Origin of the sequence: Guyparkeria sp. (assembly GCF_046540515.1) — a bacterium.
Taxonomy (GTDB): Bacteria; Pseudomonadota; Gammaproteobacteria; order Halothiobacillales; family Halothiobacillaceae; genus Guyparkeria.
Genome location: NZ_JBKHFB010000057.1, coordinates 1 through 11,569, shown reverse-complemented (window position 1 = coordinate 11,569; position 11,569 = coordinate 1). Strand labels below are relative to the sequence as shown.

The 11,569-nt window shown below is 67.7% G+C and carries 12 protein-coding genes; 2 read left to right on the top strand and 10 right to left on the bottom strand.

The annotated features are described in order from the left end of the window. Positions 1–3: 3 nt before the first annotated feature. The 4 genes from ACLFRM_RS07390 to surE are packed head-to-tail and all read right to left on the bottom strand — an operon-like array spanning position 4 to position 2,795. On the bottom strand, positions 4–771 hold the full coding sequence (locus ACLFRM_RS07390; RefSeq protein WP_410755096.1) for a peptidoglycan DD-metalloendopeptidase family protein: 768 nt from the start codon (positions 769–771) through the stop codon (positions 4–6). 3 nt (positions 772–774) lie between these two features. Continuing rightward, positions 775–1,356 (bottom strand): YqaA family protein, encoded by a 582-nt coding sequence (locus ACLFRM_RS07385; protein ID WP_410755095.1) that lies wholly within the window; start codon positions 1,354–1,356, stop codon positions 775–777. Between the two features lie 34 nt (positions 1,357–1,390). Further along, the gene (locus tag ACLFRM_RS07380; RefSeq protein ID WP_410755094.1) at positions 1,391–2,044 is read right to left on the bottom strand and encodes a protein-L-isoaspartate(D-aspartate) O-methyltransferase; all 654 of its coding nucleotides are present in this window, start codon (positions 2,042–2,044) and stop codon (positions 1,391–1,393) included. A gap of 10 nt (positions 2,045–2,054) precedes the next feature. Beyond that, positions 2,055–2,795 carry a 5'/3'-nucleotidase SurE gene (gene surE / locus ACLFRM_RS07375; protein WP_410755093.1) on the bottom strand — a complete coding sequence of 247 codons (741 nt, stop codon included), beginning with the start codon at positions 2,793–2,795 and terminating at the stop codon, positions 2,055–2,057. Between the two features lie 129 nt (positions 2,796–2,924). Between surE and ACLFRM_RS07370 the strand changes: the two genes are divergently transcribed. Beyond that, the gene (locus tag ACLFRM_RS07370) at positions 2,925–3,473 is read left to right on the top strand and encodes a Smr/MutS family protein (RefSeq protein WP_410755092.1); all 549 of its coding nucleotides are present in this window, start codon (positions 2,925–2,927) and stop codon (positions 3,471–3,473) included. A gap of 1 nt (position 3,474) precedes the next feature. Here ACLFRM_RS07370 and ACLFRM_RS07365 read toward each other — a convergent pair whose 3' ends face one another. From ACLFRM_RS07365 to secA, 5 genes are read right to left on the bottom strand one after another with little or no spacing between them, the layout of a single operon-like run. Continuing rightward, entirely contained in the window at positions 3,475–3,978 is a 504-nt protein-coding gene (locus tag ACLFRM_RS07365; protein ID WP_410755091.1) for a hypothetical protein, read from the bottom strand. 34 nt (positions 3,979–4,012) lie between these two features. Next, positions 4,013–4,987, bottom strand: a complete 975-nt coding sequence (locus tag ACLFRM_RS07360) for a thiamine phosphate synthase (RefSeq protein WP_410755090.1) — start codon at positions 4,985–4,987, stop codon at positions 4,013–4,015. 5 nt (positions 4,988–4,992) lie between these two features. After that, positions 4,993–6,222, bottom strand: coding sequence for a bifunctional glutamate N-acetyltransferase/amino-acid acetyltransferase ArgJ (argJ, locus tag ACLFRM_RS07355; protein ID WP_410755089.1), 1,230 nt, complete (start codon positions 6,220–6,222; stop codon positions 4,993–4,995). Between the two features lie 28 nt (positions 6,223–6,250). Then, on the bottom strand, positions 6,251–7,573 hold the full coding sequence (locus tag ACLFRM_RS07350) for a DUF945 family protein (RefSeq protein WP_410755088.1): 1,323 nt from the start codon (positions 7,571–7,573) through the stop codon (positions 6,251–6,253). A 46-nt stretch (positions 7,574–7,619) separates the two neighbouring features. After that, positions 7,620–10,418 (bottom strand): preprotein translocase subunit SecA, encoded by a 2,799-nt coding sequence (gene secA, locus ACLFRM_RS07345; protein ID WP_410755087.1) that lies wholly within the window; start codon positions 10,416–10,418, stop codon positions 7,620–7,622. A gap of 261 nt (positions 10,419–10,679) precedes the next feature. On the opposite strand from secA, the gene ACLFRM_RS07340 reads away from it, so the two are divergent. Then, the gene (locus ACLFRM_RS07340) at positions 10,680–11,129 is read left to right on the top strand and encodes a DciA family protein (RefSeq protein WP_410755086.1); all 450 of its coding nucleotides are present in this window, start codon (positions 10,680–10,682) and stop codon (positions 11,127–11,129) included. Positions 11,130–11,163: 34 nt separating this feature from the next. Here the strand turns inward: ACLFRM_RS07340 and ACLFRM_RS07335 are convergent. Next, on the bottom strand, positions 11,164–11,569 hold a 406-nt coding region (locus tag ACLFRM_RS07335), incomplete at its 5' end, for a methyltransferase domain-containing protein (RefSeq protein ID WP_410755085.1).

Here is an 11,569-nt window from a genome sequence, read left to right as displayed (position 1 = left end):
CGCTCAGGGCAGATAGCGCTCGGGATCGACCGGTTTGCCCTGCCGTCGAATCTGGAACAGGAGATGGCCGCCCTGCTCGGGCTTTCGATGATCCCGCGGCCCGACACGGGCGATGGTCTGGCCGGAACGCACCTGATCACCCTCGGAGACGTTCAGGCTCTTGTTGTAGGCGTAGGCCGAAAGCCATTCGGCGTTGTGCTTGACGATCACAAGGTTGCCGTAGCCGGGCAGGCCGTCGCCCGAATAGACCACGCGCCCGCCCGCCGCCGCACGCACCGGCGTATCGATATCGGACGCCAGAATCACGCCCTTCTGCGCAGGTGCGCCCTCGGCGAAGCGATGCAGTACCCGCCCCTCGAGCGGCCACTTCCAGCTCACCGATGAGGAGGCGGCCGGCGTGTCACGACGCCGTTTGTCGGCACCGGAGGCCGTCTTGACCGGCGTTTTCGCCGCCGACGGGGCGCTCGCCTTGTGCCCACCAGTGACGGCGCCAGCCGGCGGAGTCAGACGCAGGCGCTGACCGATCTTGAGTTGGCGCGGGTTGGAGATGCCGTTCCAGCGCGCCAGCCGCTGCCAGTCGAGGTCGTTGGCCACCGCGATGGAATAGAGGGTATCCCCGCCCTTGACGTAGTAGACCGGTTCGCCTCGCTCCCAGCTGCTGAAGTCCGTGGGGGTGGCGCAGCCCTGCAGCAGAACCAGCCCCGACAGGACGCCCACCACCGCCAGTCGGCGTAGGTAGGAGGGAACGAGGACGAGCCGGGCGATACGCATGCGCTACATCAACTGCCAGACACCGATGGCAACCAGCAGCAGCGCCACGAACAGCCAGCCCAGCCATTCGATGTACCGCCGCAGTATGGGTGCAACCCGTGGGCCGGCCCAGGCGACCAGCCCCGACACGAGGAAGAATCGCGACCCGCGACCGACCAACGAGGCGAGCACGAAGCCGAGCGGGTTCATCGTCAGTGCCCCGGCCGCAATGGTGAACACCTTGTAGGGGATGGGCGAGAACCCGGCGACCAGCACCGCCCAGAAGCCCCACTCGGCAAACCACTGACGTGCCCGGTCGAATCCCTCCGCGTAGTGCGATTCGGCCAGCCAGGGCTCGATGGCCTCGATTGCCCAGAAGCCGACCAGGTATCCGAACACTCCGCCCAGCACACTGCCGAGCGTCGCTATCAGCGCGAACCCCCACCAGCAGCGTGGGCGGGCCAGCGCCATCGGCATGAGCATGACGTCGGGGGGAATCGGGAAGAACGAGGACTCGGCGAAGCTCAGCACCCCGAGCAGGGCAGGACCCCGGCGATGGGCCGACCAGGCCAGCACACGGTCATACAGCGGGCCGAACAGCCTCATGGGCACCTCGTGTCGACTGATTCATGGGCCGATGTCACGCAAGCGACCCCGGCAGCAGGGGGACGAACGACACCAGATCGTACCAGCGCGTCTGGTACTCGCTGTCGGCCAGTCGCGTGATCACGGTCAGTTTCTGCCCACCGCCCTGGGCCCCAACCGGGATGACCAGCCGCCCGCCGATCGCAAGTTGCTCCTTGAGCTCGGGCGGCACGGCATCCGGCGCGGCGGTCACCACGATGCCCTCGAACGGTGCCTGCGAGGGCCAACCCTTGAAGCCGTCCCGGTGCATGTAGCGGATATTGAGCAGGCCCAGCGCGCGATGTCTGGCCTTGGCTTGGTCGAGGAACGCAGCGATACGCTCGACGGTGAACACCGACTGGCACAACTGGGCCAGCACCGCCGCCTGGTAGCCCGAGCCGGTCCCCACTTCCAGCACGCGCGTCAGGCGGGGCTCGCCTGCCATGACCAGCTCGGTCATCCGCGCGACGATATAGGGTTGCGACAGGGTCTGACCCTGACCGATGGGCAGCGAGCAGTCCTCGTAGGCCCGCACGCCCTGCACCTCGTCGACGAATGCCTCGCGTGGCACGGCCGCCATGGCATCCAGCACCGGCTGGGCGCGAATCCCCTGCGAGACCAGGCGCTCGAGCATGGTCCGGCGCGCCCACTGGTAGTTCCGACGGATCACAGGACCGCCCTCAGACCAGCCATTGCTCGAGCGCCGGCATCGCCTCGTGACGGGTCATGTCGAAGTGGATCGGCGTGACGGACACCCAGCCGGCCGACAGGGCATGGAAGTCCGTGCCCTCGCCGGCATCCTCGGCCTCGCCGGCCGCCCCGATCCAGACGATCTCGCGCCCGCGCGGATCGATGTCCCTGACCAGCTGCCCGGACGGGTGGCGCCGACCCAGCCGCGTGGCACGAACGCCGTGGATCTGCTCGAGCGGCGCGTCCGGCACGTTGACGTTGAGCAACGTGTAGGCGGGCAAGGGGTGGTTGCCGAGACGGCGGATCAGCCATTCGACCCAGTGGGCGGCGGACTCCAGGTATTCCGGGGCGAACGACTGGCAGGAGGCCGCGATCGACGGCAACCCCAGTGCCCGCCCCTCGCTGGCCGCCGCCACGGTGCCGGAATAGAGCACGTCGTCACCGAGATTCGCGCCGTGGTTGATGCCGGAGACCACCAGGTCGGGCATTTCGGGCAGCAACCCCTTGATGCCGAGATGCACGCAGTCCGACGGCGTGCCGTCGATCACCCACAGCCGCTCCTCGAGCTGGCGTGGCCTCAGTGGCCGGGAGAGCGTGAGACTGTTGGACGCCCCGCTGCGATCGCGATCCGGGGCGACGATGGTAACGGTGGCGAATGTCGCCAGTCGTTCGGCCAGCACATTCAGGCCGGGGGAGAGGTAACCGTCGTCGTTGCTCAACAGGATGTGCATCGATTGCTCGTTTTCTGAACGCTGATAAGTGGGATAGCGACAAGGATACCGCCTGCCGGGCACCAATTCAGCAGGCACGCGTGCGTCGCGTGGGTGCAGCCCCACGGACAGGGAGGCTATGATGCCGGCATGAACGACGAGTCACGCATCGATCCCGAGGATCGCGCCCTGTTTCTCGACGCCGTCGGCCCGGTCGACCCGGTCGAGGACGAGCGGGTCGAGCCCGAGCGACCGCGCGTCAGCGCCCGCCCGCGGCGCGAGGCGCATTTCGACGAGCTGGTGGACACCGTCAACCTCAGCGATCTCGCCGAGGCGCCCGAACACGGCGAGCAGGTGCAGTACGTCCGCCCCGGCGTGCAGAAGACCATTCTGCGAAAGCTCAAGCGCGGTGGCTACAGCGTATCCGCCTCGCTCGACCTGCACGGGCTGACCGTCGAGCAGGCACGCCAGGAAGTGGGCGCCTTCATCCGCAGCGAACGCGGCGAGGTGCGCCGCTGCGTGCGCATCGTCCACGGCAAGGGCTATCGCTCCGCCGACGGCCAGCCGGTACTGAAGACGCTGCTCAATCGCTGGCTGCCGCAGCGCGACGACGTGGTCGCCTTCTGTTCGGCACCACCCCACGACGGCGGCACCGGCGCGCTCTACGTATTGTTACGTCGACTCTCGAGCGCCGACTGACTCAGTCTTTCTCCGCCGGTCGCGACCGGTCGACGTCGAATGGCAACTCGACCAGATAACCGCCTTCGGTGGTGCGGATGCTCAGGCGTGCGATCCATTCGGTCACGTCGCTGGTGCACACGGGGAGAATGATGTCTTCGCGATAGCTGTCGTCTGCGAATCGCTCCAGGCGATAGGCGTTCTCGCCCATGTCCATCTCGCGCATGTCGAAGTCCACGCGCACCTCGCCCACGTCACCCGCGACGTCTCCTTCCGGGCGGACTTCGAAGGTGAATTTCTCCAACGGCACGATCACCTCGGGTATCCGGACATGAAAACGTCCCACGCCCTCGATCTCGAGCCGGCAACCCTCCCCCTTGATCGAGCAGTCGGCCGGGGGGGATACCTCGGTCAGATCGCCGCCGCCCGGCGTGTCGATGACCAGCTTGTCCGGGGCTCGGCCCCAGAGGTAGGTCAGCACGCCGAGGATCAGCAGCGTCGCCACCAGCCATTTCGCCTGTTTCATGCTCATTGGTCTCTCCCCTTCGCGCGGATCGCGCTCACCAGAATGCCGAAATCGAGGCCACGCCGAATCCCCCCCGGCGCCAGACGCGCCACAGGTCACGGGGACCGACGCCACCCAGCGCGTAGACGGGCATGGAGGCCGTCTCCGCCAGCGTCGCAAATGCCGACCACCCGATTCCGGTCGCGTCCGGATGGGTCGAGGTCGAACGAATCGGCGAAAGGGTCACCAGATCGACGGCCAGGTCGACGGCCCGATCGAGGCTGGCCCGATCATGGACCGCGGCGCTCACCAGGTGACCTCGAGCCTGCCATTCCCCTACCTGTGCGTCGGAAACGTCCGTCAGCCTGGCATGGTTGAGGTGCAGACCGACACGTGGGTCCAGCCCTCCGGGACAAGGGCGGTCGCCGGGCGGGTTGATCACCGGCCAGTGCCCGGCCGCTAGCACCGCCCGGGCGAGTGCGGGCCACGGCACCTCCCCTTCACCGGCCCCGGGGCGCAGGTTGACCAGCATGGGGCCAGGCAGCCGGCGCAGGCCCGATTCGACCTGCGCCTGCCAGGCGATGGGGCCCTCGGCGCCGACCGGCGGCGTGATCGCCAGGCACCGCGGCAGCACCAGGGCGTTGACCAGGCCGCGGTTGGCCGGCGGCATCGCCGCCAGCCAGTCACCGCGCGTGTCCCGGTCGAGCGGCTCGGCGGCGAGCACCTGCCCTTCCATCGAGCGAGGCGGGCCATCCCAGGACGTCACCTCGAATCCCACCAGCCGCAGGCGGCGATCGGGGTAGTCCCAGTCAAGCGTGATCAGACGGCGGGCGCGGCGCACGCGGACACCGATCTCCTCGGCCAGTTCGCGCCCCAGGGCTTCCCGCAGGGTCTCGTCGTCCCGGCGCTTGCCGCCCGGAAAGGCCCGCATGCCGGCCAGATGCCTGCCGTCGGGCCGGATCTCGGTCCAGACGCGCCCGTCCGGCTCGCGCAGCATCCCCAGAACGATGTCGGTGCGCGGCCGTTCCATCGCGATCAGGAGCGGTACTCGGCGTTGATCTTGACGTAGTCGTAGGAAAAATCGCAGGTCCAGACCTGGTCGGCCGCCGTGCCGCGGCCCAGATCGATGTGCATGGTGATCTCGGGCTCGGCCATCACCGCGGCGGCCTGGGCCTCGACGTACTCGGGATCGCGCCCGCCGTCGACCACCACCCGCACGTCGCCCAGCCACAGGCTGACGTTGCCCACGTCCAGGTCGTCGATGCCGGCGTAGCCGACAGCCGCGAGGATGCGTCCGAGATTGGGGTCGGAGGCGAACAGCGCGGTCTTGACCAGCGGGCTGTGCGCGATCGCCTTGCCCACCAGCCGGCACTCGGCGCGGTCGCGGCCGCCGCTGACCTCGATGGTGACGAACTTGGTCGCCCCCTCGCCGTCACGGGCCAGGGCCTGGGCGAGGAAGACCGCCACCTCGGCGACGGCATCGCGCAGCGGCGCGTAGTTCGGGTCGTCGGTGCTCGACACCTCGAGGCTGCCCGGCCGACCGTTGGCGATCAGCATGAAGGCATCGTTGGTCGACGTGTCGCCGTCGACGGTGACCCGGTTGAAGCTTTCCTCGGTGACCTCGTCGAGCATCGCCTGGAGCACGGGCTTGGGCACCCGGGCATCCATGCCCATGTAGCCGAGCATGGTCGCCATGTTGGGGTGGATCATCCCCGAGCCCTTGGCGATGCCGGTGATGGTCACCGACGCCCCGCCGATCAGGCGGGTCAGCGACCGCCCCTTGGGGATGGTGTCGGTGGTCATGATCGCCGAGGCGGCGCGCAGCCAGTTGTCCTCGACCGCCTCGGCCACTGCCTGGGGCAGCGCCGCGATGATCTTCTCGGCGGGCAGCGTCTCCATGATCACCCCGGTGGAGAACGGCCAGACGGCCCGGTCGTCGCATCCCAGGCGGTGGGCCAGCGTGTGGCAGACCGACTCGGCGCGCGCCATGCCGTCGCGCCCCGTGCCGGCGTTGGCATTGCCGGTATTGATCACCAGCGCACGCGGGGCGACATCGCTGTCGCGGCGCTCACGGCACATCACCACCGGCGCCGCGCAGTAGCGGTTCTGGGTGAATACCCCGGCCATGGTCGCGCCCTCGGGCAGCAGCATCACGGCGAGATCGTCGCGGTTGGCCTTGCGCACGCCGGCCTGGGCGATACCGATGCGGATACCGGGGATCGGTTGCAGATCGCCGGCAGCCGGCGCGGTCAATCCAACGCTCATGCCTTGCTCTCCTGAATCACCGTGCGGCTCAACCGCCGAAGGCCATGTTCAACAACTGGTTGGCCGAGGTGCCGTTGAGATCGAGGTTACCTTGGCGGAAATCGACGGTGGTGGAGACCACGCCGTCCTCGACGCTGAGCCACCCCTGGGCGACCAGCGGGGCCAGTTGCTCCTCGACCACCGCAGCCCCCTGCCCGCGGGCCGCCGCGGACTTCTCCAGCAGGGCGAGCGGCATCTCGAGGCTGCCCTCGACCACCAACGCACTGAGCAGCGCCATCCACATCATCGGATTGGGTTCGCCGTCCATCATGCCGGCCGGCAGTTCGGCGGCCAGCGCGATCGCCGTGTCGCCCTCAGCGGTAGTCGCGCGCAGCGGCTCGATGGCGATTCGCGGCCCGTGACTCATCAGGGCGGGCAATTCGGCCATCATGGCCTCGGTGAACGCCTCGTCGATCGCCGCCCCCTGCGCGGCAAGCTCCTGCAATGTTTCCATCCGCTCGACCAGGGCACGCATTGCCGCGACATCCAGTCGCTCGACGGCAACCCGCATCTGCGCGTCACGGAAGGTCTCGTCCTCGACCATCGCCTCACCGACCGCGTAATCGACCGCGAAGCCCCATTGATCCTCGTCGCGCGCCGAATCGAACCGGAGCACGAAATCCTCGACAAAGCCGAGTTCACTCGACTCGGCGATCTCGAGACGATCGAGCTCGAAGCGACCCTCGCTGTCCCAGACGAATCCGTCCTCGGCGACCTGCCCGGAGGCGACCAGACGCAGACCCTCGGCGACCATCGCCGAGCCGGAATCGACGCCTTCGGCCTCGTCATCGACGGCCAGCCGGTCTCCCTCAACGCCATAGTCGAAGCGCCCGTCGGCCTTCGTGTCGAGACGCAGATCCGCCCCCGAGAAGTCGACCCCGTCGAGCTCGACCGCCGGGATGCGGCCAGTCGAATGGCTGGACCCGGTCGGGTACAGCGCCGTGGCGAGGGTGAACTCGGCGTCCTCGCCGAACACCTCGGCCAGCTCCGCGCGCAGCTCGGGGTCTTTCGGCTCCCAGGTGGTGTGGACGGTCGCGTATCGTCCGTCGGGGCCGGGAAGCTGGTCGATGCGATGATTCAACTTCACCCGCACCGGTTCCTGTTCCGGCAGGCGCAGCCACAGCTCGGACTCGGCATGGGACTCGAGGTAGCCGCGCTGGTAGTCGGTCACCGCCAACTCCAACGCATCACGCGTTCCCGGGAAACGCTCGACCTCGGCCAGCGTGTTCTCCATGACGTGGCCGGTAACGAACGGCGCGGCGGCGAGCAACCCGGCCAGCACGGCCACGGCGGCAACAATCAGACGTTTCATTCCCTGTCTCCTGATCAGATATTTCCAGGCGGGCAAAAAACCGCCCTCAGAGCTTGCCGCAGCAGTGCTTGTACTTCTTGCCCGAACCGCAATGACACGGATCGTTGCGACCGATCTTGGGGTTCTCGCGCCGCACCGGGCGGGTGGGGGCCTCGACACCGTCTTGACCCGGCGCTGCCGGACGGGCGGGTGCCGCCGGCTCATCGGGCTCGGCGAAGGTCGAGACCGATTCGTGACGGGTGCGCAGCTGGCTCGGGTCGACGCGCGGGTTGTCGACCAGCTCGTCGAGCATGGAGTTGATGTCCTCCTGCTCCATGCCCTCGGGTGCAGCGACCTGCAGGCGGGTGAGCGTGCGCACGATCTCGAAGTTCATGTCGTCGAGCATCTTGCCGAACATCTCGAACGCCTCGCGCTTGTACTCCTGCGTCGGGTTCTTCTGCGCGTAACCACGCAGACCGATGCTCTGGCGCAGGTAGTCCATGGCCGCGAGGTGCTCCTTCCACTGGGCATCGAGCACCTGCAGAAGCACGCCCTTCTCGAACTGGCGCATGTTGTCCTCGCCGACCAGCTTCTCCTTGGCCGCGTAGCGACGCTGGGCGGTATCGATGATCTTCTCGAGCAGCGTCTCGTCGTGGAGATCGTCGTCCTCGTCGAGCCACGTCTGGATCGGCAGGTCAAGGCCGAAGTCGTCCTTGAGGTGAGCGGTCAGGCCCTCGATGTCCCACATTTCCTCGAGTGCGCCGAAGGGCACGTAGCGACGGAAGCGCTCGGCCAGCACCTCACGACGCATCGACTCGATGATCGGGCTGGTGTCGGTGGTCGCCATGACCGCGCGACGCTGCTCGTAGATGACCTTGCGCTGCTCGTTGGCGACGTTGTCGTAGTCGAGCAGGTGCTTGCGCATGTCGAAGTTGTGGCCCTCGACCTTGCGCTGGGCGTTCTCGATCGCGCGCGAGACCCAGGGATGCTCGATCGCCTCGCCGGGCTTCATGCCGAGCTTCTTCATCAGTCCGGAGACGCGCTCGGAGGCGAACACCCGCATGAGGTTGTCCTCGAGCGAGAGGAAGAAGCGGGTCGAGCCCGGGTCGCCCTGGCGACCGGCCCGGCCGCGCAACTGGTTGTCGATACGACGTGACTCGTGACGCTCGGTACCGACCACGTGCAGGCCGCCGGATTCGAGCACCTCCCGGTGGCGCTTCTCCCATTCCTTGCGGACGCGATCCTGCTCTTCCTCGGGGGCGTCGGGACCGAGCTCATGAAGCTCCTGCTCGAGATTGCCGCCCAGCACGATGTCCGTGCCCCGACCGGCCATGTTGGTGGCGATGGTCACCGCCCCCGGCCGACCGGCCTCGGCGATGATCTCCGCCTCGCTCATGTGGTTCTTGGCGTTGAGCACGTTGTGCGGAATGCCGGCCTTCGTCAGGGCCTCGGAGACCAGCTCGGAGGCCTCGATCGAGGCGGTGCCCACCAGGGTGGGCTGGCCGCGGTCGCGCGCAGCCTGCACGTCCTTGGTGATCGCCTCGAATTTCTCCTCGGCGGTCAGGAAGACGAGGTCGCCATGGTCGATCCGCTGGATCGGGCGGTTGGTCGGGATCTGCACCACGTCCAGCCCGTAGATCTCGCCCAGCTCGCGCGCCTCGGTCTCGGCCGTGCCGGTCATCCCGGCGAGCTTCGGGTAGAGGCGGAAATAGTTCTGGAAGGTGATCGAGGCGAGCGTCTGGTTCTCGGGCTTGATCGTCACGCCTTCCTTGGCCTCGATGGCCTGGTGCAACCCTTCGGACCAGCGTCGCCCGGCCAGGGTACGGCCGGTGAACTCGTCGACGATGATCACGTCGTCGCCCTTGACGATGTAGTCGACGTTGCGCCGGTAGATGGCGTGTGCCCGCAGCGCCGCGGTCAGGTGCGAGAGCAGCATGATGTTGTGCGAGTCGTACAGCGACTCGCCTTCCTCGAGCAGCCCGGCCTGAACCAGCAGCTGCTCGGCCTTGTCGAAACCCTGCTCGGTGAGGAAGACCTGCTTGTTCTTCTCGTCGACGGTGAAGTCGCCGCGCTCCTCGTCGGTCAGCGGCGGCTCGTCGTCCTTGGGTTCCTCGCGCGCCTGGCGCTTGAGTTCGGGGATCATGCCGTTGATGGCGTGATAGGTCGCCGAGGAATCCGCGGCCGGCCCGGAGATGATCAACGGCGTGCGCGCCTCGTCGATCAGGATGGAATCGACCTCGTCGACGATGGCGAAGACCGGCTCGCGCTGCATGATCTGCTCGGCGGAGAACGCCATGTTGTCGCGCAGGTAGTCGAATCCCAGTTCGTTGTTGGTCGCGTAGGTGACATCGCAGTGGTAGGCATCGCGCTTGGCCCGTGCGTCCATCCCCGGCACCACCGTGCCCACGGTCAGTCCCAGGGCGGTGTAGACCCGGCCCATCCATTCGGCGTCACGCTTGGCGAGATAGTCGTTGACGGTGACGACGTGCACGCCCTTCTTGGTGATCGCGTTGAGGTAGACGGCCAGGGTCGCGACCAGCGTCTTGCCCTCGCCGGTCTTCATCTCGGCGACCTTGCCCTCGTGCAGGACCATGCCGCCGACCAGCTGCACGTCGAAGTGACGCATTCCCATCACGCGCCGACTCATCTCTCGGCAGACGGCGAACGCCTCGGGCAGCAGGGAATCGAGGCTTTCGCCGTCGGACCAGCGCTGATGGAACTCCTCGGTGCGTCCCTTGAGTTCCTCGTCGGACAGGGCCTGCGTCGCCTCCTCGAGGGCGTTGATCTCCGTGACGCGTTTCCTGAGCTTCTTGACCTGACGGTCATTGCGCGTTCCGAAAACCTTGGCTGCAAACGATGCAATCATGTCCTATCCCGTGTTTCGACAAACCGCGCCGAACCGGCGCGCGAAAAGTGAGAAACCGCCCGGCTCGAAAGAAGCCGGCCGCCGGTCGAACGGCGGCCGGTCGGCAGGAGCCCCGGCGCAATAGATCGGCGCCCCGGGGCGACCCGCCGGTACCGGACGATTCCTTGGCAAATGCGCTGAATCTTACGGCAGATGCGTGGATAATGATAGGCGACGGACGACTGCCCATGCCCGTCACAATCCCGTCACAAAGGCCGCGCGATGAACCTGGAACGCTACCGCCTGAACAATCCCGCACTGGCCGGCATACTCGACCGGGTGGCCCTGATCCGCGCCTACCAGGCGATCGTCGATGGACTGGTTTCCGGGCGATCCGGTCAGGCGGTACAGGTGCTCAACGTCGACGAGCACACCCTGACGCTGGGCGTGGGCAGCGCCGCGATGGCGAGCCGGATGCGTTTCGAGGCCCCCGACTTGCTCGCCCGCCTGCACCGCGCGCTCGAGGCGCATCCCGGGGCGCCACGCCCCGGCTCGATCCGGGTCCGGGTGACCGCGGGCAATGTCGCGCCACGACGAGACCGGCGGACGGTCGAGCGCGCCCCGTCCCGCAGCGGCAGCCAGGCGCTGAACGTGCTGGCCTCGGTCCACGAAGGCGACGAGCTTGCCCGCGCACTGCAACGCCTGTCCCGCGCCATCGATCCGGACGACTGACAGCCGCGCGCCCTCGCGACGATTGCCGCGCGACCTACCCGTGTTCCACGTCGGCCGACAGCAGGATGACGCCGCCGAGCGGCAATCGAGCGGGCCAGTGCCGCTCCAGCCAACGGGCATGCCACCCGCCGCCCGGCAGGATGATCCCCGATTGCCGCCGGACGTTGCTTACCGGCAACCCGTCGAACAGCCGCCGGGCCTCGCCCGGACGATACCAGCGCGCCCCGGCATAGCCACCGCTGCCACCGTGCATCCCCTTCTGCCACCAGAGCAGGCTGCATCGATTGAGCACCAGGACCACAACGCGACGACGCGCGACGCGAACCATCTCGGCCAGCGCCCTGGCATCCTCGTCGACGAAATCGAGCACCGTGATCGAGGTGACCAGATCGAACGATCGGTCGGGATGCGGCAGGGATCGAGCGTCCGCCCGCTCGTAG